This is a genomic window from Isoptericola jiangsuensis (genome assembly GCF_002563715.1).
Lineage (GTDB): Bacteria > Actinomycetota > Actinomycetes > Actinomycetales > Cellulomonadaceae > Isoptericola > Isoptericola jiangsuensis.
The window spans coordinates 1,312,479-1,333,583 of sequence record NZ_PDJJ01000001.1 but is presented as its reverse complement, the minus strand read 5'-3'; the positions used below and the strand labels follow the sequence as shown (position 1 = coordinate 1,333,583).

Below are 21,105 nucleotides of genomic sequence, written 5' to 3'. Positions count from 1 at the left end.
GACGTCGTCCGGCCGAACCCCGGGTGAAACCTGGGCGGCGGCCGGGTGAAGTCGTCAGGCGAGCTGGGTCCAGCCGCCGCGGCGGTAGGCGGGCGTGGCGAGGGCGAGCACGGCGAGCGCGCACACCCAGGCGCCGAGCATGACGGCGGACATGGCCACGGCGTCGCCGCCGAGGACGCCGACGAGCGGCGAGACGGCGCCCGCGACGCCGGACTGGACGGCGCCGATGACGGCGGCGGCGGTCCCGGCGCGCTCGCCGTGCCGCGACAGGGCGATGGCGGACGCGTTGGCGGGGATGAGGCCCTGGAACGCCAGGACGATCCACAGCATGACGAGGAGCCCGACGACACCGCCGAACTGGGTGATCGCCACGACCAGCAGCCCGACGGCGAACACGCCCTGGACGAGCAGCGCGGACCGCAGCAGCCGGATGGGGGCGACGCGGCGCACGAGGGACGCGTTGACCTGGGCGGACAGCACGAGCCCGAGCCCGTTGATCGCGAACAGCAGCGAGAACTGGGTGTGGCTGAGGCCGTAGTACTCCTGGAACACGAACGGCGAGCCGACGACGTAGCTCATGAGGACGGCCTGGCCGAGGCCCGGCAGGACGGCGAGCGCCATGAAGTGCTTGTCGCGCAGGAGGGTGCCGTAGCCGCCGAGGACGGTGCGGGGGCCGCCGCCCTGGCGGCGCTCGACGGGCAGGGTCTCGGGCATGAGGCGCCACACGACGACCGCCATGCCGACGCCGGCGAGGGCGAGGAACGCGAAGACCCAGCGCCAGCCGGCGGCCGCGGCGACGGCGGACCCGAAGGCGGGGGCGAGCATCGGCGCGACGCCGATGATGAGCATGAGGCGCGAGAGGATGCGGGCGGCCTCGGCGCCGACGAACCGGTCGCGCACGACGGCCATGGCGGCGACGCCGCAGGCGGCGTTGAAGAACCCCTGGAGGAGACGCAGCCCGATGAGGACGTCCATCGTGGGCGCGAACGCGCACAGCAGCGAGGTGACGACGTGCAGCGCGAGGCCCCACATCAGCGGGGCGCGACGGCCCCAGCGGTCGGACAGCGGCCCGATGACGAGCTGCCCGAAGGCGCCGCCGATGAGCATGATCGAGACCGACAGCTGGGCGAAGGAGTCCGTGGAGCCGAGGTCGGCGGCGACCTCGGGCAGCGAGGGCAGGTACATGTCGACCGTGAACGCGGGCAGCGCGGCGAGCGCGCCGAGCATGATCACCCAGCGGTAGGTGCGGGCACGCCGGGGTGAGGTCAGGTCGTCGGGCATGGCGAACATCGTATCGAATCGATACGACGAGGGCGACGGAAATGCCGGTGACCCCGCTCACCCGACTGTCGGAGGCGTGCGCGACGATGGAGTCATGTGCGGCAGGTACGCGTCCTTCACCGAGTCCCAGGACCTCGCCGACGAGCTCGCCGTCGCCGAGGTCGCCGACGACGTCCGCCTGCTCGGCCCCCGGTGGAACGTCGCCCCCACCGACGACGTCCGGATCGTCGTCGAGCGGCCCCGCCGGGAGCCCCTGCCCGACGGCGGCACCACCGCCGGGGAGATCACGCGCTCCCTCCAGGCGGCGCGGTGGGGCCTCGTGCCCTCGTGGGCGAAGGATCCCGGCGTCGGCGCACGGATGATCAACGCCCGCCGCGAGACCCTGCTCGACAAGAGCGCGTTCGCGAAGCCGCTCGGCGTGCGCCGCTGCCTCGTCCCCGCCGACGGCTACTGGGAGTGGCGCCGACTGCCCGCCGGGCAGGGCACGCGCAAGGTCCCCAAGCAGGCGTACTGGATCCACCCGGCCGACGGCGGCGTCGTCGCGTTCGCCGGGCTCTACGAGTTCTGGCGCGACCGCTCGCGCGCCGACGACGACCCCGACCGCTGGCTCGTCTCCACCACGATCATCACCCGCGACGCCGCGCCCGGGCTCGACCGCATCCACGACCGCATGCCCGTGCACCTGCCCGCCGCGCGGTGGGACGACTGGCTCGACCCCGCCGTCGGCGCGCAGGACGCCTACGACCTGCTCGACGACGCCGAGGTCGCGCTCAGCACCCGACCCGTGCGCGCGGCCGTGGGCAACGTGCGCCACGACGACCCGTCGCTGCTCGAGCCGGACCCGGACCCCCTCGACCCGGACGTCGTGCTGCTGTGACTCAGCCCGTGTAGGCGCGCTGGAGCCGCACGGGCTGGATCTCCCCCAGCCCCTGCACGGCCTGCGGCGACTGCGCCGTCAGCGCGTACCGAGCCGACGAGGACAGCAGCGCCGCCGTCGTCGGGTCCACCAGCACGGTCGACGGCTCGGCGAGCTCGGTGATGCGCGAGGCCAGGTTGACGTCCGGGCCGAACACGTCGCCGAACCGGGACAGCACGCGGCCCCACACGAACCCCACCCGGACCGGGATCTCCTCGGCGCTGGCGTGCGGCGCGGCGAGCCCGAGCGCCACCTCGGCGCCCGTGACGACGTCGTCCGCGACGAACAGCACGGCGTCGCCGATGGTCTTGACGACCCGGCCGCCCGCCTCGACGATGACGTCCCTCGCGCGCGACTCGAAGGCCTGCACGTACTCGCTGAGCTCCTGGGAGCCCAGGCCCGCCGTGCGCTTGGTGAACGACACGATGTCGGCGAACCCGACGGCGCGGCGCAGCGGGAGCTGACCGCGGGACACCTCCGAGCCGTCGACGCCCCGCAGCTCGGTGGCGAACCGGCCCATCAGCGCGGCGAGCTGGCGGCGCCACGCGTGGTCGAGCTGGCGCGCCAGGACGTCCGCGAAGTGCGGCACCTGGTCCAGGGTCGCCTGCCGGGCGGCGACGTCGTCGAGGTCGAACCGACGCGACAGGTGCTCGACGAACGCCTCGACCTGCCACAGGGCGAGCCGGTCCGCGGTGTGGCCGAGGGAACGCACCAGGGTCATCTGCGCCTGCTCGTCGAGCTGGCCGCGCTCGATGAGGTCGCGGATCTCGCGCAGCGACTCCAGGTCGGCGGCGCTGAACCGGGCCTCGTGGGGGTCCGTGACGGGCAGCCCCAGCCAGCGCCAGTAGTCCTCGACGAACTCGGCCGACGCCCCCGTCTCCCGCAGGAGGTCGTCGAAGTCGAACCGTCGCGGGCCGCCGAGGATCAGCTCGTCGATGCGGGCGGCGGCGTCTCGGGGCGTGGCGGTCGGGGAGGCGTCCGGCGCCGCGGGCACGGAGGCCTCGGGGGCCTCCTGGGGGGTCTTGCTGGTCACGCCCTTACTGTAACGGCGGTCACCCGCTGCGACGGCGGCCCGTCCGGGGCCCTCCGGGTCACCCGTCGGCGAGCCTCAGGTGGTGCACGTCGCCGGCCGTCACGGTCCGCTCCCCCGCCGGGGTCGCCACCACGAGCGAGCCGTCGTCGGCGAGGCGCACCGCCACGCCCTCCACGGTGCCGCCGTCACCGGCGAGCTCGGCCCGCACCCGCGCGCCCAGGGTCGCGGACGCCGCCGCGTACCCGTCGGCGATCCCGGCGGCGGCCGCGTCGCCGCCGGCCTCCCCGAGCCGGGCCAGCAACTCGCTCAGCTCCTGCGTCAGCGCCACGAGCAGGGACACCCTCCCGGGCGTCGTCGTGCCCGGCGCGGCCGCCAGGCGCAAGGACGTCGCCGTCGGCACGGGCAGCTCGTCGGCGCGCTGGTCCACGTTGAGCCCCACGCCGAGGACGACGGCGGGCCGCCCCCCGTCCGCCGCGGGCACGGCCTCGGCGAGCACGCCCGCGACCTTGCGGGACCCGCCGAACCCCTCGATCTCGTCCGGGTGCGCGAGCAGGACGTCGTTCGGCCACTTCACGCGGGCGTCCACCCCCGCCCCGGCGAGCGCCCGCACCACCGCCAGGCCGGTGAGCAGCGGCACCCAGCCCAGCGCGACCGCCGGGACCTCGGGACGCACCAGGAACGACGCGGCCAGCGCCGCCCCGGGCGGCGTCGTCCACGTCCGCCCCGCCCGGCCCCGGCCGGCCGACTGGTGCTCCGCCACCAGGAGCGCCGGGACCTCGGCCCCGCCCGCGCGGGCCCGGGCCACCAGGTCGACGTGCGTCGAGGCGGCCTCGGTCACGACGTCGAGGCGGGCCAGCGGCCCCGCGGGGCGCAGCAGGGCGCGGCGCAACCGGTCGACGTCGAGGGGGGCGCGGGAGGCGTCACGGGTCATGCGCCCATGCTGCCCGCCCGCACCACCCGCGGGCACCACGACGGACCCGGTTTGTGGGAACCGCACAAAACTGTGGGAGGGGCGCGGGCCTGTCGCGCATCGATCCTCGCCGCCCCACCACCTAGGGTCACGAGAGTGAAGACCACTGCCGACAAGCTCGCCGAGCTCGACCGCCGCCGCGCCGCCGCGATCACCGCGCCCGAGGAGGCCGCCCGCACCAAGCAGCACGCGCGCGGCAAGAAGACGGCCCGCGAGCGCATCGAGGCGCTGCTCGACGAGGGGTCCTTCGTCGAGCTCGACGCGCTGGCCACGCACCGCAGCCGCAACTTCGGCATGGACGCCAAGCGGCTGCCGGGCGACGGCGTCGTGACGGGGTACGGCACCGTCGACGGCCGCCAGGTGTGCGTGTTCTCGCAGGACTTCACCGTGTTCGGCGGATCGCTCGGCGAGGTGCACGGCGAGAAGATCGCCAAGGTGCAGGACCTCGCGCTGCGCACCGGCGTGCCCATCGTCGGGATCTCCGACGGCGGCGGCGCCCGCATCCAGGAGGGCGTCGCGGCGCTCACCCAGTTCGCGGAGATGTTCCGGCGCAACGTCGCCGCGTCGGGCGTGATCCCGCAGATCTCCCTCATCCTCGGGCCGAGCGCCGGCGGTGCCGTCTACTCCCCCGCGCTGACGGACTTCATCGTCATGGCCGACCAGACGTCGAACATGTTCATCACCGGCCCCGACGTCATCAAGACCGTCACCGGCGAGGACGTCGACTTCGAGACCCTCGGCGGCGGTCGCACGCACAACGCGACCTCCGGCGTCGCGCACTACCTCGGCGAGGACGAGGACGACGCGATCGACTACGTCCGCCACCTCCTCGGCTACCTGCCGCAGAACAACCTGTCCGACGCTCCGACGTTCGCGCCGGAGGACGAGACCGAGCTCGAGGTCACCGCCGACGACGAGGCGCTCGACACGATCGTCCCCGACGGCGACAACCAGCCGTACGACATGCGGGCCGTCGTCGAGACCGTCCTCGACCCCGACTCGTTCCTCGAGGTCCAGCCGCTGTACGCGCCCAACGTGCTCGTCGGGTTCGGCCACGTCGAGGGCCAGGCCGTGGGCGTCATCGCGAACCAGCCGCAGCAGATGGCGGGCACGCTCGACATCAACGCCTCCGAGAAGGCCGCCCGGTTCGTGCGCACCTGCGACGCCTTCAACATCCCCGTCCTGACGTTCGTCGACGTGCCCGGGTTCCTGCCCGGCGTCGGCCAGGAGCACCAGGGCATCATCCGCCGCGGCGCCAAGCTCATCTACGCGTACGCCGAGGCCACGGTCCCGCTCGTCACCGTCATCACCCGCAAGGCGTACGGCGGCGCGTACATCGTCATGGGGTCCAAGCAGCTCGGCGCCGACGTCAACCTCGCCTGGCCCACCGCGCAGGTCGCGGTCATGGGCGCCTCCGGCGCGGTCAACATCCTCCAGCGCCGCGCCCTGCAGGCCGCCGCGAACGACGGGCTCGACGTCGACGCCGAGCGCACCCGCCTCACCGACGAGTACACCGAGGCCATCGTCAACCCGTGGGACGCCGCCGAGCGCGGCTACGTCGACGCCGTCATCCGGCCGTCCGAGACCCGCGTGCAGATCGTGCGCGCCCTGCGCGCGCTGCGCACCAAGCGCGCCAGCCTGCCCCCGAAGAAGCACGGCAACATCCCGCTGTGAGCGGTGTCTGAGAGGATCGGACGATGAGCCACGAGGACACGACCCACGGACCCTCGCCCCTGGGCGACGTGGACGCCGACCCGATGCACCGGGCCGTCGACGCGCTCGCCGCGGCGCTGCACGAGTACGTCGACGCCGCCGTCGGCGTGCGCGCCGAGTTCGGTGCGCACGAGGCCGACGAGGACCCCCGGATCCTCGCCCTCGAGCACCGCGTCGGCACGCTCAACGGCACCCTGTTCGACACGCTGCACGACGCGCTCGGCATGCACCCCGACCTCACCACGTCCGTGTGGGAGCCCGAGGACGACGACGAGCACGACGACGCCGGCGAGCTGCCCGAGGGCACCGTCCCCGCCGAGGCGTTCTACCTCGGGTTCGTCGTCGCGGACTCCCCCGCCGGCGCGTCCATGACGCTCGACGGCGTCATCGAGCTCCTCGACGAGGCGGGCGAGCAGGCCGCCTCGCGGCTCGTCGACGGCGGCTACCACGTCATGGAGTGGGCGGCGTCGCGCGGCCTGCCCCCCGGGTTCGGCGACGACGCGGACGACGAGGAGGACGAGGCATGAGCCCGCAGGTGCGCGTCGTGCGCGGGGCCCCGGACGACGTCGAGGTGGCCGCGCTTGTGGCCGGCCTCGCCGCCGTCTCCGCCCGCGACGACCTCCCCGACGACGTCGCCCCCGTGGAGGAGTGGACCAACCGGGCCCGCAACCTGCGCGGCAACGGCGCGGCCACCGCCCGCAGCTTCGGCGGCCGCTCGGGACGTCACAACATGGACTCCTGGCGCTGGAGCCTGCGCTCGTGAGCGTCCGCTGGCAGCAGGTCGGCTCCCCCGCCGACGTCGAGGCGCCCCTCGGCGACCTCCCCGCACCCCGCAGGCCCGGTCTCGCGCGGCGCTGGCTGTGGCTCGCCGCGCTCGTCGTCACCGTCGGCGTGTACGCCGCGCAGCGGCTCGTCCAGAACCCGTCCGGCGAGCTCGAGATGTGGCTCATGCTCGCGCTGCTCGGCGCGCTGGCCGTGACCGCCGTCGCCGCGCTCGTGCGGTACCGCGACGACCAGCTCCGCGCCACCGAGACCCGGGCCGTCGAGGCGCTGCGCCGCGACGCCCGCTCCACCACCGGCTCCGTGACGGTGTCCGAGCGGCCCGTCGCCGACGGCGTCATGCTCCGCGGCCTGCTCACCTACCCGCGGGGCACCGACACCGCCGAGGACACCTGGTCGCTCCTCGTCGGCGACGACGACGCCCCCGGACCGCGCCCCGGCGACCCCGTCGCCGTCTGGTGGGCGCCGGGCACCGACGTCGTCGTGGCCCGGTACCACCGCGGCTGGGCGGACGACGTGCGGCGTCGCGCCCGACGCTGACCGTGCGTCCCGCCGTCGAGCGTCTCTGAACGTCAGCCCTGCGGGGCTGACGGCGGACTTTCAGAGACGCTCGACGGCGATCCCGGGAAGGCCCCGCACGCAGGAAGCGGTTTCTCCCGGCCGGTAGGCTCGCGGCGTGACCCACGACACCTCCGGCGCCCCCCACACCGGCGCGCAGCACACCCCCCGCACCCCGACGCCGCTGGACGCCGTCGCCGACGCCTACGTCAAGGAGGCCGCGGCGCTGCGTCCGGACGCCGCGACGGTCATGGGGCTGCCGGGGCACGACCACGAGCTGCCGGACCTGTCCCCCGCGGGCCACGACGCGCGCGCGGACCTGGACCGGGCGCTGCTGCGCCGGCTGGACGAGCTGGAGGCCGCCGGCGAGACGCCGGTGGACGACGTCGACCGGGTGACCCTCGCGGCGCTGCGGGAGCGCGTCGGGCTGGCGGTGGAGCAGCACGAGGCGGGCGACCCGCAGATGAGCCTCAACAACATCGCGTCGCCGGTGCAGGACCTGCGGGACCTGTTCGACGTGATGCCGACGGGCACGGTGGAGGCGTGGGAGAACATCGCCGCTCGTCTGAACGCGATCCCCGCCGCGCTGGCCGGGTACGCGGAGTCGCTGCGCTGGAGCGCGGCGCGCGGCCGGGTGGCGGCGGTCCGCCAGGTGCGCGCGTGCGTCGAGCAGGCCCGCGACCTCGCGGGCGACGGTTCGACGTTCACGGCACTGGTGACCGGCCAGGAGGCGGCCCGCGTCCTGGACGACTCGGCGGCGTGCTCGCTGGTGCGCGCGGAGCTGGAGCGGGGCGCGACCGCCGCGCGGGCGGCGTACGCGGAGCTGGCGGACCTCCTGGAGTCCGAGATCGCGCCGCAGGCACCGCAGGAGGACGCCGTCGGCCGGGAGGCGTACGCACGGTACTCGCGCGAGTTCCTCGGCGCGGCGGTCGACCTCGACGAGACGTACGAGTGGGGCCTGGCGGAGCTGGGCCGGATCGTCGCCGAGCAGGAGGCCCTGGCGCGCGAGATCGCCGGGCCGGACGCGACGGTGGCGGACGCCGTCGCGGTGCTGGACGCCGACCCGGCCGGTCAGCTGCACGGCACCGACGAGCTGCGCGCCTGGATGCAGGAGACCGCCGACCGCGCGGTCGCGGACCTCGCGGGCGTCCACTTCGACATCGAGGGCCCCGTACGCACCATCGAGTGCGTGATCGCGCCCACGCAGACCGGCGGCATCTACTACACCCCGCCGAGCGACGACTTCTCCCGCCCGGGGCGCATGTGGTGGTCCGTGCCGGCGGGCGTCACGGAGTTCACGACCTGGCGCGAGACCACGACCGTCTACCACGAGGGCGTCCCGGGTCACCACCTGCAGTGCGCCGCCGCGGTGGCCGCGCGCGACACCCTGAACTCGTGGCGCCGGCTCGCCTGCTGGGTGTCGGGGCACGGCGAGGGCTGGGCCCTGTACGCCGAGCGGCTCATGGCGGACCTCGGCCACCTCGACGACCCGGGCGACCGGTTCGGCATGCTCGACGCGCAGCGGCTGCGCGCGGCCCGCGTCGTCCTCGACCTCGGCGTGCACCTCGGCAAGCCGTGCCCGGACGAGTGGGGCGGCGGGGTGTGGGACGCCGACAAGGCGTGGACGTTCCTGGCGGCCAACGCCAACATGGACGAGTCGTTCCTGCGGTTCGAGCTGGACCGCTACCTCGGCTGGCCGGGGCAGGCGCCGTCGTACAAGGTCGGGCAGCGGCTGTGGGAGCAGGTCCGCGACGACGCCCGCGCGGCCGCCGAGGCTCGCGGCGAGGAGTTCGACCTGCGCGCCTTCCACGCCCGCGCGCTCGGCCTGGGTTCGGTGGGCCTGGACGTGCTGCGCGAGGCGCTCGCCTGACGTGCAGGGGATCGTCACCGGCTTCGCGATCATCGGGGTCGTCATCGCGGCCGGGTACCTCGCGGCGCGGCTGCGCCTCGGGGGCCCGGACGCGACGACGGCGCTCAACCGCATCGGGTTCTTCGTGGCCAGCCCGGCGCTGCTGTTCACCGTCGTGGCGGACGCCGACCTGGGCGCCCTGCTGGGCGCCCCGCTGCTGGTGCAGCTCGTCGCGGCGGCCACCGTGGCGGCGGTGTTCGTCGCCGTGAACCTGCTGTGGTTCCGGCTGCGCGTGCCGGAGGCCACGATCGGCGCGCTCGGCGCCGGGTACGTCAACGCGGGCAACATCGGCCTGCCCGTCGCGGTGTACGTGCTCGGGGACGCGACGGCCGTCGTGCCCGTCATCGGGCTCCAGCTGCTCGTCGTCAGCCCGCTGGTGCTGCTCCTGCTGGACACCTCGACCAGCGGCACGGTGTCGTGGCGGTTCGTGCTCAGCCAGCCGGTGCGCAACCCGATCATCCTCGGTGCGCTCGCCGGCGCCGTCGTGTCCCTGACGGGCGTGGGCGTGCCCGACGTCGTCCTCGCGCCGCTGGAGATCCTCGGCGGCGCCGCCGTCCCGATGATCCTGCTCGCGTTCGGCATGTCCCTGCACGGGTCGCGGCCGCTGCGCGGCGAGGAGGGCCGCGGGCCGGTCGTCGTGGCGTCCGTGCTCAAGGCCGTCGTCATGCCGGCGGTCGCGTTCGTCGCCGCCCGGCTCGCGTTCGGGCTCGACGACGCCGACGTCGTCGCGGCGGTCACCCTCGCCGCGCTGCCCACGGCCCAGAACGTCTACAACTACGCGGCGCGGTTCCGCCGCGGTGACGTCCTGGCGCGCGACGTCGTCCTGGTCACGACGCTCGCCTCGCCCGTGGTGATGCTCGTCGCGACCGCGCTGCTGACCTGACCGCAGCGGTTAGGGTCGTCCCGTGGTGCATCTCGTGCTGGCCAGCCAGTCCCCCGCCCGTCTGTCCACCCTGCGGTCGGCGGGCGTCGACCCGACCGTGATCGTCTCGGACGTGGACGAGGACGCCGTCCTCGCCGACGTGCGGGAGCGGTTCGCGGACCTCCCGCCGGAGGACGCCGTGCTGGCACTCGCGCAGGCGAAGGCGGAGGCGGTGGCGAACCACGTCGAGGACACGGACGGTCCGAGCGCGCTGGTGCTGGGCTGCGACTCGATGCTGGAGATCGACGGGGAGATCGTCGGCAAGCCGGGCACGCCGGAGACGGCGGCGGAGCGCTGGCGGCGGATGCGCGGCCGTTCCGGCGTGCTGCACACGGGCCACTGGGTGGTCGACGTGCGCGACGTGGAGGACGGCGGCACGGGCGCGACGCTCGGCGCGACGTCGTCCACGACGGTGTTCTTCGCGGACCTCGACGACGAGGAGATCGACGCGTACGTCGCCACGGGCGAGCCGCTGCAGGTCGCCGGCGCATTCACGATCGACGGTCTGGGCGGTCCGTACGTGGAGCGGATCGAGGGCGACCACCACGGCGTGGTGGGCGTCAGCCTGCCGCTGCTGCGCGAGGTGCTGGCGGAGATCGACGTCCCCTGGCACGCGCTGCGCGAGGGCTGACCCGGAGCGTCCCGCAGGTGGGGGCCGAGGAACGAGGCACCCGCCGCAGGGACGCGCAGGGCCGGCCCGACCATGTCACCGCGAGGGCTGACCCGGAGCGTCCCGCAGGTGGGGGCCGACCTGCCGATTCCACCAAGCGCGAGGTTCTCCCGGGGCGTCGTGGGCCGGTGCCAATGTGGGAACCCTCCAAAACGCACCCGAGGGCCGTTGGCCGGGGGCACAGACTTCCCCGGCGGGGCCGTGCGGGTGCTGGTCGCTGCGGCCGGGCGCGTTACGGTGAGCCGTGCCCACCATCACGAAGGTCCTCGTCGCGAACCGCGGTGAGATCGCCGTCCGCATCGCCCGTGCCTGCGCCGACGCCGGCATCGCGTCCGTCGCGGTGTACGCCGACCCGGACCGCCAGGCCCTGCACGTCCAGCTCGCCGACGAGGCGTTCGCCCTCGACGGCGTCCGGGCGGCCGACACGTACCTGGACGTCGCGAAGCTGCTCGACGTGGCGCGCCGGTCGGGTGCGGACGCCGTGCACCCGGGCTACGGGTTCCTGTCGGAGAACGCGGCGTTCGCGCAGGCGGTCATCGACGCGGGTCTGACGTGGATCGGTCCGCCGCCGGCGGCGATCGAGTCGTTGGGCGACAAGGTGAGCGCCCGGCACATCGCGGACCGTGCGGGGGCGCCGCTGGTGCCCGGCACGAAGGACCCGGTGGCGGACGCCTCGGAGGTGCGGGCGTTCGCGGCGGAGCACGGTCTGCCGATCGCGATCAAGGCGGCGTTCGGCGGTGGCGGCCGCGGGCTGAAGGTGGCGCGCACCCACGACGAGATCGAGGAGCTGTACGACTCGGCGGTCCGTGAGGCGGTCGCGGCGTTCGGGCGCGGCGAGTGCTTCGTGGAGCGGTACCTGGACAGGCCGCGGCACGTGGAGACGCAGTGCCTGGCGGACGCGCACGGGAACGTCGTGGTGGTGTCGACGCGCGACTGCTCGCTGCAGCGCCGTCACCAGAAGCTGGTCGAGGAGGCCCCGGCCCCGTTCCTGTCGGACGAGCAGCGCGCGGAGCTGGACCGGGCGTCGAAGGCGATCCTGCGCGAGGCGGGGTACGTCGGGGCGGGCACGTGCGAGTTCCTCGTGGGGGTGGACGGCACGCTGTCCTTCCTCGAGGTGAACACGCGTCTCCAGGTGGAGCACCCGGTGACCGAGGAGGTCACGGGCATCGACCTGGTGCGCGAGCAGCTCCGGATCGCGGCGGGCGAGCCGCTCGGCTACGACGTCACGACGGTCCGTGGGCACTCGCTGGAGTTCCGCATCAACGGGGAGGACCCGGCCGCCGGGTTCCTGCCCGCGCCGGGCACGATCTCGACGCTGCGCTGGCCGTCGGGGCCGGGCGTGCGCGTCGACACGGGCGTGGTCGAGGGCGACACGGTGTCGGGGATGTTCGACTCGATGATCGCGAAGCTGATCGTGACGGGTGCGACCCGCACGCAGGCCGTGCAGCGCGCCCGCCGTGCGCTGCGCGAGCTGGAGGTGGCGGGCATCCCGACGGTGGTGCCGTTCCACCGGGCGGTGCTGGAGGCGGAGGCGTTCGTGCCGGCCGCGGGCGAGGACGCCACCGGGTTCGGGGTGCACACCCGCTGGATCGAGACGGAGTTCGCCGAGGAGCTCGCCGCGCTGGCCCCGGCCGCGTCGGCGGAGCCCGCGGCCGACGACGAGCCGGACGCGGAGCCGGAGCGCGTCGTCGTCGAGGTGGGGGGTCGCCGCCTGGAGGTGGTGCTGCCCGCCGGTCTGGGTATGGCGCGTGCCCGGTCGGCGAGCGCGGGGCGTGGCTCCGCACGCCGTCCGGCGCGCCGCACGGGTCGGTCCGGCGGGTCCGCCGCGACCGGTGCGACCGGTGCGACGCTCGCCTCCCCCATGCAGGGCACGATCGTCAAGGTGGCCGTCGCCGAGGGCGACCTGGTGGCCGAGGGCGACCTCGTCGTCGTCCTGGAGGCGATGAAGATGGAGCAGCCGCTGGTGGCGCACCGGGCGGGCGTCGTGCGCGGCCTGGCTCTGGAGCCGGGCGCGGGCGTGACCGCGGGCGCCGCGATCTGCGACATCGTCGACGCGGACTGATCCGCGTCCCGTCCTCCCGAGGGGCCGTCCTGCGCTGCGGGGCGGCCCTTCGTCGTGCGTGGCCGACGCACCCGGGCGCGGGCTCGTCGGCGGGCGGGTCAGTTCCGGGTGGACGGGGCGACCTCGGCGGCCGACGCGTCGGCGTCGTCGGTCGTGGCGTCCGGTGCGGCGACCGGCCGGGAGACCGCGGCGAGGGACCGTCGTGCCGTCGGGATCGCGAGGACGACGAGCACGAACGCGGTGAGCAGGGCTCCGGCGACGACGAGCAGGGTCTCGACGGCGTACCGGTCGGCGAGCGGCCCGAACGCGACCATGCTGAGCGGCATCGCGACGGTCATGACGATGCCGACGAACCCGAAGACGCGGCCCTGCATCTCGGGCTCGACGGTCTCCTGGAGGATCGCCATCGCGGGCGCGGACATGAGGGTGAACGACGTGCCGACGAGCAGGCCGAGCACGAAGAACACCCACATGTCGGTGGCGAGCCCGAGCCCGGCGGTGAAGACGCCCGCCCCCAGCACGACGCCGACGATCAGACCCATCCGGTTCGTCACCCGCGGTCCGACGACGGCCATGGCGATGCCGCCGAGCAGCATGCCCACGGCCCAGAAGATCTCGTTGGCGGTGAGCTTCCAGACCTCGGGCCCGAACGTGCGGGCCACCATGAGGGGGGTCAGGTAGGAGGGCGCGCCGACGAGCACCATGGTCACGGCGAACACCGTCATGAGCCACTTCACGGGCCCGTGGGAGCGGATGTACCGCACGCCTGCGGCGAGGTCGCCGAAGTAGCTCGGCGGGGCCGCGGCGTCCGACCGCACGAGCCGCGGCACGCGCACGGCGAGGAGCAGCCCGACGCCGACGAGCGCGGTGACGACGTCGATGAAGAACACGGCCACGATGTCGAAGTTGGCGTAGATCGCGGCCGCGACGACGGGCGCGAGCAGCATCATGCCGGACTGGATGGTCTGGTTGACGCCGTTGATCCGGACGAGCTGGGCGGTGGGCACGATCTGCGGGATCATCGCGCTCACCGCCGGGGTCTGGATCCCGGCGAACGTGGACCGCACTGCGAGCGCCGCGTAGATGATCCACAGGTCGTCGATGCCGGACACCATGAGGAGCGCCAGGGCGAGCGTCGCCACCGCGATGGCGGAGTCCGCGCCGATGATGAGCAGCTTGCGGTGGTGCCGGTCGGCCCACACGCCGCCGAAGATCGAGACGAACGCCTGCGGCAGCATGCCGAACACGATGCTCAGCATGAGCACGGACCCGGACTGCGTGGTGATGGTCAGGTGCCACATGACGGCGTACTGGACGAGCATCGAGCCCAGCAGGGACACGGTCTGCCCGGTGAGGAACACGGCGACGTTCCGCACCCAGCCGGGGTGCGTGGCGCCGTCGGCGGGTGCGGCGGGTCCGTCGTGCCCGGCGGCGGGCGTCGGGTCGGCGGGGGCGGGTCCGGTCATGGTTCTTCCTCGTCCTGGTCGGGCGGCCGTCGGGGCGCGCCGGGTGGGCGCGGCCGACGGTGCGCCTACTCTCGCCGGTAGCCTGACCGGGTGCCAAGTCCAATTCCGCCGCGGGACGCGATCCACCGGCACCCCGGTGACGGTTGGGTGGAGTGCGGCGACCACCGCCACTGGGGTCTGCACGGCGCGGCCGGGCTGTTCCTCGTGCGGCGCGCGCTCGACGCGGACGGCGTGCCGCGGGTGACCGACGTGGTGCTGCAGCACCGCGCGGCGTGGTCCCACGAGGGCGGCACGTGGGGCGTCCCGGGCGGCGCGGTGGCGCCGCACGAGTCCCCCGAGGCGGGCGCCCTGCGGGAGGCGGCGGAGGAGGCCGGCGTCGACCCGGCCACCGTGCGGGTGCTGGGCGAGCACCTGCTCGACCACGGACCCTGGTCGTACACGACCGTCGTGGCGGAGGTCGCGCCGGACGCGGACGTGGTGCCGGCGGCCACCGACTCCGAGAGCATCGAGGTGCGCTGGGTGCCGGTGGACCGGATCCCCGCGCTGCCCCTGCACCCCGGCTTCGCGGACGCCCTGCCGCACCTGCTCGCGGTAGCCTCGGCGGCGTGAACCCGGCGTCGCGCGCACGCTCCGAGCTGTTCCTGCTCGCGCTCGTCACGGGCCTCGTCGCGGAGCTCGTGCGGGCGAGCGGCCCGCTGCTGGACCGCGCGTTCGCCCAGGGGGTGACGACGGCCGCCACGGTCGCGCTCGTCACCTACGTCGCCCCCGCGGTCGTGGTGGCGGCGCTGACGGTCGGACGGCGGGTCTCCGGCCGGGTGGTGCTGCTCGCGGTGGCGCTGCTGGTCGCGGCACGGGTCGCCCTGCAGGTGCTCGGCGCGCAGGTCGCGGCCGTCGACCTCGCCCCCGGTGCGGGCGAGGCCCGGGCCTGGCTCGGGCTGGCGACGGTCGCGCTCGGGCTCGGCGTGCTGGTCGTCGTGGCCGCGTTCGTCTCGGCCCCCGCGGACGAGCCGACGGCGCGCGACCAGCCGCCGTCCGAGCCCGGGACCGACACCCCCGCGGCCCGCGGCTCGCTCGTCGCCCGCGGTGTCACGTACGGACTGCTCGGGTCGGCGGCCGTCCACCTGCTGCTCGGCACCTGGGACGCCGTCTGGCGCGCCGACGCGGCGGCGTGGGTCGTCGTCGGCGTGCTGTCCGCCGGGACGCTCGCCACGGCCTGGCTGCTGCGCGGCCGCCCCGCCGGACCCTGCACGCGCAGCCTGTGGGTGCTGGGCCCCTACGTGGCCCTCGGCGTGCAGGTGTTCGCCAATCCCGCGTTCGTCGCCTCCGACGCGAACCTCCCGCTCCCCGTCGCCGGCGCCGCGCTGGCCGTCGCGACCCTCGCCACCGGCGCCGCCCTGTCCCTCCTGCGGCCGCTGGCCGGCCCCCTCGCCGCGGCCGTCGTCCTGGTCCTCGGCGTGTGGGTGCTGTTCCTCGCCGCCCCGCCCGGCCCGGTCGCGGCGTGGCTGCTGCTGGCCGTCGCGACGGCGCTGCCCGCCGCCGGGGCCCGCGCCGTGGCACCGCTGTGGTCGCAGCCGGCGCGGGTCCACGGCACGGCATGGCTGACGGGCACCGCCGCGGCGGTCGGGCTCGGCACCGCGCTGCCGCTGCTGGTCTACCAGCTCGACTACGACGTGCCCCTGCCGTTCCCGAACGGCCTCGCCCCGGTCGTGGCGGCCCTCGCCGTGGCGCTGCCCGCGGTGGTGCAGGCACGTCGAGGGGTCACCGTCCCGGCCCCCGGCGGCGCGGTACTGTGCGGTGCGGTCGCGGCGGTCGCCGTCGCGGGGACGGTCGTGGTGGCCCTCCCGGGCACGGCCGGGGACGACCCGGACGTGGACGCCGGAGCGGTCCGGGTGCTGTCCTGGAACGTGCACTACGGCGTCAGCGCGGACCCGTCGGTGCGCCTGGACGAGATGGTCGACGTCATCGCCTCGGCCGACCCCGAGGTCGTCGTGCTCCAGGAGGTCTCGCGCGGCTGGGTGCTGGGCGGCGGCGGCGACATGGCGTCGGCGCTGGCGCGCGCGACCGGCCGGGAGCTCGCCTGGGCGCCCGCGGCGGACCGGCAGTTCGGCAACGCGCTGCTGTGGGACCCGGACCGCGCGGACGTCACGGACGTCGCCGTCGTCGAGCTGCCGTACGGCGCCGGACCGCAGCGCCGCTCCGCCCTCGCGGCGACCGTCACCGTGCACGCCGCCCCGCGGGCCGTGCCGTTCCGGCTCGTCACCACGCACCTGCAGCACCGCGAGGAGAACCACGCGACCCGGCTCGCGCAGCTCGACGCGATCTTCGCCGCGGAGCCCGTCGACGGACCGTACGTGCTGGCGGGCGACCTCAACGCCGAGCCGGGCTGGGCCGAGATCGCCGCGATCACCGACGAGGGTCTGGTCAGCGCGCAGGACGCCGTCGGCGACCCCGCCGCGCTCACGTCCCCGGCCGTCGTGCCCCGCTACCGCGTCGACTGGGTGTTCTCGGGCCCCGACGTCCCGGCGACGTCGTCCGAGGTGATCGACGTCGTGGACTCCGACCACCGGCCGCTGCTCGTCACGCTCGACCTGCCCTGACGGCGCCGCACGCCCCCACGACCCGACCCTCGCACGCACGACGGCCCGCCACGGTGACGTGACGGGCCGACGCGGCGCGGGAGGAGGTCAGCGCGGGGTGAGCTGGCCGTGCAGGACGCGCGCGGCCTCGCCGATGGTGCCCGTCAGGGACGGGTAGACGGTGAACGCCTCGGCGACGTCGTCGACGGTGAGGCGGTGGGACACGGCGAGGGTCACGGGGAAGATCAGCTCGCTGGCGCGCGGCCCGACGACGACGCCGCCGAGCACGACCCCCGCCTCCGGGTGGGCGAACAGCTTGACGAACCCGTCGTGCACGCCGTGCATCTTGGCGCGCGGGTTGCGGGCCAGCGGCAGCGTGGTGGTGACGTAGCGGGAGCCCTGCGTACGCAGGCCCTGCTCGGAGTAGCCGACGGTCGCGATCTCGGGCGCGGTGAAGATGTTCGCGGCGACGTTGCCCAGGTGCAGCGGCACGACGGCGTCGCCGAGGGCGTGCGCCATCGCGACGCGACCCTGCGTGGCCGCGACCGAGGCGAGCGGCAGCACGCCGGTGCAGTCACCGGCGGCGTACACGCCGCGCACGGACGTGCGGGACACCTTGTCGACGGCGATGTGCCCGGACTCCGTGAGACGGACGCCCGCCTCCTCCAGGCCGATGCCCGCGGTGTTGGGCACGCCGCCGACCGCGATGAGGACGTGGGACCCCTCGACGGTCCGGCCGTCGGTGAGGGTGACGACCACGCCGTCGGCGGTGCGCTCCGCGGCCGCGGCGCGCGAGCGGGACATGACCGTCATCCCGCGGGACCGGAACACGCCCTCGAGCAGCTCGGCGGCGTCCTCGTCCTCGCCGGGGAGCACGCGGTCGCGCGAGGAGACGAGCACGACGTCGGAGCCGAGCGCCAGGTAGGCGCCCGCGAACTCGGCGCCGGTGACACCCGACCCGACGACGATCAGCCGCTCCGGCAGCTCGTCGAGGTCGTAGAGCTGGGTCCAGGTGAGGATGCGCTCGCCGTCCGGCTCCGCCGTGGCGAGCGTGCGCGGCGTCGCCCCGGTGGCGACCAGCACGATGTCGGCGTCGAACGAGACCTCCGGGCCTCCGTCGGACGGCGTCGCGACCACGCGGCCCGGACCGTCGAGGCGTCCCGACCCGTCGACGACGACGACGCCCTCGCGCTCCAGCCGCCCCCGGACGTCGGCCGACTGCGCGGCCGCGAGCGCGAGCACGCGCGTGTTGACGGCCTCCAGGTCGACGAGCGCGCGGCGGGCCTGCTGGCCGTCCGTCGGGGACACCGGGGCGGCGCCCGTGCGGATGCCGAGCTCGGGCGCGGACTCGGCGATGGTGAGCCACTCCGCGGTCGCGATGAGGGTCTTCGACGGGACGACGTCGGTGAGGACGGCCGCGCCGCCCAGACCGGCACGCTCGACCACCGTCACGGCGGCGCCGGCACGGCGCGCCACCAGCGCGGCCTCGTAGCCGCCGGGGCCACCACCGAGGACGACGACGCTCTGGTTGGGACCGGCGAGGGCTGCGTTCTGCTCAGGCACGCGCCCATTGTGGCAGGCCCGGCGGGTCGGTGCGGGCGGATATACGCTCGGCCCATGAGCACCGACGCCCCCACGACCGCTGATCTCGACGACCCGACGACGGACCCGTTCGACGTCGCCCGCGCCGCCGCGGACCACATCGCCACCGCCACCGGGGTGTCCGGTCACGACGTGGCCCTCGTCCTCGGTTCCGGCTGGGGCGGCGCCGCCGAGCTCGTGGGCGAGGTCGTCGCCGAGATCCCGACCCACGAGATCCCGGGCTTCTCGCGCCCGTCGGTGGACGGTCACGTCGCGACGACGCGGTCGATCCGGGTCGAGCGGCCCGACGGCTCCACGCGCCACGCGCTGGTCATCGGCAGCCGCACCCACCTCTACGAGGGCAAGGGTGTGCGCCGGGTGGCGCACGGCGTGCGCACGGCCGCCGCGACGGGCTGCAGCGCCGTCGTGCTGACGAACGGCTGTGGCGGACTCCACATCTCCTGGCGTCCCGGACAGCCGGTGCTGCTGAAGGACCACCTCAACCTCACGGCGCGCTCCCCGCTGGAGGGCGCGACGTTCGTCGACCTGACGGACCTGTACTCGCCGCGGCTGCGGGACGTGGCCCGGTCGGTCGACCCGGAGCTGCCGGAGGGCGTGTACGCGCAGTTCCCCGGCCCGCACTACGAGACCCCGGCCGAGGTGCGGATGGCGGGGATCATGGGCGCCGACCTGGTGGGGATGTCGACGACGCTGGAGGCCATCGCGGCCCGGCACTGCGGCATGGAGGTGCTGGGGATCTCGCTGGTGACGAACCTCGCGGCGGGGATCAGCCCCGAGCCGCTGTCCCACGCCGAGGTGCTCGAGGCGGGTCAGGCCGCCGGTCCGCGCATCAGCGATCTGCTGGCCCGGATCGTCCGGGCGATCTGAGTGGGAGGCACGATGCCCGAGTCCCTGGAGTCCCTGCTGGCGCGCGTCGAGACCTGGATCAGGCACGACGTCGACGACCGTGACGCCGACGAGCTGACGCGGCTCGTGGCGCGGGCGAGCGCCGACGACGGCGAGCGTCACCCGCGGGCGCTGGCCGAGCTGCGCGACCGGTTCGACGGCACCCTGCAGTTCGGCACGGCGGGCCTGCGCGGCGCGATGGCGGCCGGGCCGAACCGGATGAACCGCGCCGTGGTGACCCGGGCGGCGGCGGGCCTGGGCGCGTACCTCGCGGCGACGCTCGGGCCCGGCTCGGGCCCGCGGGTCGTGGTGGGCTACGACGCCCGGCACCGCTCGGCGGACTTCGCGCACGACACGGCGGCGGTCCTCGCCGCGGCCGGCGCGGAGGTGCTGCTCCTGCCCGCCCCGCTGCCCACCCCGGTGCTGGCGTTCGCGGTCCGGCGGTTCGAGGCCGACGCCGGGGTCATGGTGACCGCGAGCCACAACCCGGCCGCGGACAACGGCTACAAGGTGTACCTCGGCGGGCGGGTCGAGCCGGGCGCCGGGCAAGGTGCGCAGATCGTGCCGCCGCACGACGCCGGGATCGCGGAGCGGATCGCGGCGGTCGGGCCCGCCGACGAGGTGCCGCGCGCCGAGGGCGGCTGGACGGTGCTCGGCACGGACGTCGTGGAGGCCTACCTCGCGTCCCTGGTGCCGCTGCGCACGGCCGCGGGTGAGGCCGCCGCCGCGCTGCGCGTCGTGACGACGTCGCTGCACGGCGTCGGTGGCCGCGTGCTGGCGCGAGCCCTGGCCGACGCCGGGTTCACGCACGTCACCCCGGTGGAGGAGCAGGTCGCCCCCGACCCCGACTTCCCGTCGGTGGCGTTCCCCAACCCCGAGGAGACGGGGGCGATCGACCTCGCCCTCGGGGTGGCGCAGGACTGGGGCGCGGACCTCGTCATCGCCAACGACCCGGACGCCGACCGCTGCGCCGTCGCGGTGCGCGACGTGACGCTCGGTACGCACCTGGGCGTCGAGACGGCCCGCTCCAGCGGGTGGCGCATGCTGCACGGCGACGAGGTCGGGATGCTGCTCGGCGCGGAGGCGGTGGCCGGTGCGGTCGCCCGCCCCGGGGCGACCGTCGCGAGCTCGGTCGTGTCGTCGCGGGCGCTCGGCCGGATCGCGGCCGACGCGGGCGTCGGGCACGTCACCACCCTGACGGGCTTCAAGTGGATCTCCCGCACGCCGCAGCTGGTGTTCGGCTACGAGGAGGCCCTCGGGTACTGCGTGGACCCGGCCACCGTTCGGGACAAGGACGGCATCAGCGCCGCCGTCGTCGTGGCCGGCCTCGCCGCCCGCCTCAAGGCGGAGGGCCACACCCTCGTGGACGCCCTCGACGACGTGGCGCGCGCCCACGGGCTGTACGTCACCGACCAGCTCTCCGCCCGGTTCGACGACCTCGACCAGATCCCGGAGACCATGGCGCGGCTGCGCTCCGCTCCCCCGGCGACGCTCGGCGGGTCGCCCGTGCACACCGTGGTGGACCTGTCCGCCGGGTACGACGGCCTGCCGCCCACCGACGGCATGCTGCTGCTCGCCGAGGACCACACCCGCGTCATCGTGCGCCCGTCCGGGACCGAGCCCAAGGTGAAGTGCTACCTGGAGGTCGTCACCCCCGTGGCGGTGGACGCCTCCGCCCTGGACGTGGGGCACGCCCGCGTCGCGGCCCGGGAGCGGCTGGCGGGCCTGAAGAAGGAGCTGTCGGCGGCGCTGGGCCTCTGAC

Annotated in this window: 18 protein-coding genes; 13 read left to right on the top strand and 5 right to left on the bottom strand. The window is 75.2% G+C overall.

Annotated elements, in window-relative coordinates:
- Window positions 1–54 precede the first annotated feature (54 nt).
- Window positions 55–1,281: a multidrug effflux MFS transporter gene (locus ATJ88_RS05965; RefSeq protein ID WP_098465154.1), complete on the bottom strand. Its 1,227-nt coding sequence runs from the start codon at window positions 1,279–1,281 to the stop codon at window positions 55–57.
- Window positions 1,282–1,375: 94 nt separating this feature from the next.
- Between ATJ88_RS05965 and ATJ88_RS05960 the strand changes: the two genes are divergently transcribed.
- Window positions 1,376–2,158, top strand: a complete 783-nt coding sequence (locus ATJ88_RS05960; RefSeq protein ID WP_098463033.1) for an SOS response-associated peptidase — start codon at window positions 1,376–1,378, stop codon at window positions 2,156–2,158.
- Between the two features lies 1 nt (window position 2,159).
- Here the strand turns inward: ATJ88_RS05960 and ATJ88_RS05955 are convergent, their stop codons facing one another.
- Both ATJ88_RS05955 and ATJ88_RS05950 read right to left on the bottom strand, forming a co-directional pair.
- The gene (locus tag ATJ88_RS05955) at window positions 2,160–3,230 is read right to left on the bottom strand and encodes an adenylate/guanylate cyclase domain-containing protein (RefSeq protein ID WP_245852175.1); all 1,071 of its coding nucleotides are present in this window, start codon (window positions 3,228–3,230) and stop codon (window positions 2,160–2,162) included.
- A gap of 58 nt (window positions 3,231–3,288) precedes the next feature.
- Window positions 3,289–4,161 (bottom strand): biotin--[acetyl-CoA-carboxylase] ligase, encoded by an 873-nt coding sequence (locus ATJ88_RS05950; protein WP_098463032.1) that lies wholly within the window; start codon window positions 4,159–4,161, stop codon window positions 3,289–3,291.
- A gap of 135 nt (window positions 4,162–4,296) precedes the next feature.
- On the opposite strand from ATJ88_RS05950, the gene ATJ88_RS05945 reads away from it, so the two are divergent.
- The 8 genes from ATJ88_RS05945 to ATJ88_RS05910 all read left to right on the top strand — a co-directional run bounded on the left by ATJ88_RS05945 (window position 4,297) and on the right by ATJ88_RS05910 (window position 12,814).
- On the top strand, window positions 4,297–5,874 hold the full coding sequence (locus ATJ88_RS05945; RefSeq protein WP_245852173.1) for an acyl-CoA carboxylase subunit beta: 1,578 nt from the start codon (window positions 4,297–4,299) through the stop codon (window positions 5,872–5,874).
- A gap of 23 nt (window positions 5,875–5,897) precedes the next feature.
- On the top strand, window positions 5,898–6,440 hold the full coding sequence (locus ATJ88_RS05940; protein WP_098463030.1) for a hypothetical protein: 543 nt from the start codon (window positions 5,898–5,900) through the stop codon (window positions 6,438–6,440).
- Complete coding sequence (locus ATJ88_RS05935) at window positions 6,437–6,676, top strand: acyl-CoA carboxylase epsilon subunit (protein WP_098463029.1); 240 nt, start codon at window positions 6,437–6,439, stop codon at window positions 6,674–6,676. Before ATJ88_RS05940 ends, ATJ88_RS05935 begins: the two co-directional genes overlap by 4 nt.
- The gene (locus tag ATJ88_RS05930; protein ID WP_098463028.1) at window positions 6,673–7,233 is read left to right on the top strand and encodes a hypothetical protein; all 561 of its coding nucleotides are present in this window, start codon (window positions 6,673–6,675) and stop codon (window positions 7,231–7,233) included. Before ATJ88_RS05935 ends, ATJ88_RS05930 begins: the two co-directional genes overlap by 4 nt.
- A 136-nt stretch (window positions 7,234–7,369) precedes the next feature.
- Entirely contained in the window at window positions 7,370–9,121 is a 1,752-nt protein-coding gene (locus ATJ88_RS05925) for a DUF885 domain-containing protein (RefSeq protein WP_245852171.1), read from the top strand.
- Window position 9,122: 1 nt separating this feature from the next.
- A complete protein-coding gene (locus tag ATJ88_RS05920) occupies window positions 9,123–10,043 on the top strand; it encodes an AEC family transporter (protein WP_098463027.1) in 921 nt (306 codons plus the stop codon).
- A 22-nt stretch (window positions 10,044–10,065) separates the two neighbouring features.
- Window positions 10,066–10,713, top strand: a complete 648-nt coding sequence (locus ATJ88_RS05915) for a Maf family protein (RefSeq protein ID WP_098463026.1) — start codon at window positions 10,066–10,068, stop codon at window positions 10,711–10,713.
- 283 nt (window positions 10,714–10,996) lie between these two features.
- The gene (locus ATJ88_RS05910; RefSeq protein WP_098463025.1) at window positions 10,997–12,814 is read left to right on the top strand and encodes an acetyl/propionyl/methylcrotonyl-CoA carboxylase subunit alpha; all 1,818 of its coding nucleotides are present in this window, start codon (window positions 10,997–10,999) and stop codon (window positions 12,812–12,814) included.
- A 98-nt stretch (window positions 12,815–12,912) separates the two neighbouring features.
- Here ATJ88_RS05910 and ATJ88_RS05905 read toward each other — a convergent pair whose 3' ends face one another.
- Window positions 12,913–14,280: an MFS transporter gene (locus ATJ88_RS05905; protein WP_098463024.1), complete on the bottom strand. Its 1,368-nt coding sequence runs from the start codon at window positions 14,278–14,280 to the stop codon at window positions 12,913–12,915.
- Between the two features lie 90 nt (window positions 14,281–14,370).
- Between ATJ88_RS05905 and ATJ88_RS05900 the strand changes: the two genes are divergently transcribed.
- Window positions 14,371–14,889: an NUDIX domain-containing protein gene (locus ATJ88_RS05900; RefSeq protein WP_245852169.1), complete on the top strand. Its 519-nt coding sequence runs from the start codon at window positions 14,371–14,373 to the stop codon at window positions 14,887–14,889.
- Entirely contained in the window at window positions 14,886–16,877 is a 1,992-nt protein-coding gene (locus ATJ88_RS05895; RefSeq protein ID WP_098463023.1) for an endonuclease/exonuclease/phosphatase family protein, read from the top strand. Before ATJ88_RS05900 ends, ATJ88_RS05895 begins: the two co-directional genes overlap by 4 nt.
- A gap of 87 nt (window positions 16,878–16,964) precedes the next feature.
- Here ATJ88_RS05895 and ATJ88_RS05890 read toward each other — a convergent pair whose 3' ends face one another.
- Window positions 16,965–18,419 (bottom strand): NAD(P)H-quinone dehydrogenase, encoded by a 1,455-nt coding sequence (locus ATJ88_RS05890; RefSeq protein WP_098463022.1) that lies wholly within the window; start codon window positions 18,417–18,419, stop codon window positions 16,965–16,967.
- A gap of 54 nt (window positions 18,420–18,473) precedes the next feature.
- Here ATJ88_RS05890 and ATJ88_RS05885 point away from each other — a divergent pair, with 54 nt between their 5' ends.
- Together ATJ88_RS05885 and ATJ88_RS05880 are read left to right on the top strand one after the other, a co-directional pair.
- Entirely contained in the window at window positions 18,474–19,325 is an 852-nt protein-coding gene (locus ATJ88_RS05885; protein ID WP_098463021.1) for a purine-nucleoside phosphorylase, read from the top strand.
- A 12-nt stretch (window positions 19,326–19,337) separates the two neighbouring features.
- Window positions 19,338–21,104, top strand: a complete 1,767-nt coding sequence (locus ATJ88_RS05880; RefSeq protein WP_098465150.1) for a phospho-sugar mutase — start codon at window positions 19,338–19,340, stop codon at window positions 21,102–21,104.
- The last annotated feature ends 1 nt before the right edge of the window (window position 21,105 follow it).

What these genes read in the sequence shown, in the direction of transcription:
- ATJ88_RS05965 (WP_098465154.1), bottom strand. Translation starts at nt 1,281, where the DNA reads ATGCCCGACGACCTGACCTCACCCCGGCGTGCCCGCACCTACCGCTGG.
- ATJ88_RS05960 (WP_098463033.1), top strand. Translation starts at nt 1,376, where the DNA reads ATGTGCGGCAGGTACGCGTCCTTCACCGAGTCCCAGGACCTCGCCGAC.
- ATJ88_RS05950 (WP_098463032.1), bottom strand. Translation starts at nt 4,161, where the DNA reads ATGACCCGTGACGCCTCCCGCGCCCCCCTCGACGTCGACCGGTTGCGC.
- ATJ88_RS05940 (WP_098463030.1), top strand. Translation starts at nt 5,898, where the DNA reads ATGAGCCACGAGGACACGACCCACGGACCCTCGCCCCTGGGCGACGTG.
- ATJ88_RS05935 (WP_098463029.1), top strand. Translation starts at nt 6,437, where the DNA reads ATGAGCCCGCAGGTGCGCGTCGTGCGCGGGGCCCCGGACGACGTCGAG.
- ATJ88_RS05905 (WP_098463024.1), bottom strand. Translation starts at nt 14,280, where the DNA reads ATGACCGGACCCGCCCCCGCCGACCCGACGCCCGCCGCCGGGCACGAC.
- ATJ88_RS05885 (WP_098463021.1), top strand. Translation starts at nt 18,474, where the DNA reads ATGAGCACCGACGCCCCCACGACCGCTGATCTCGACGACCCGACGACG.
- ATJ88_RS05880 (WP_098465150.1), top strand. Translation starts at nt 19,338, where the DNA reads ATGCCCGAGTCCCTGGAGTCCCTGCTGGCGCGCGTCGAGACCTGGATC.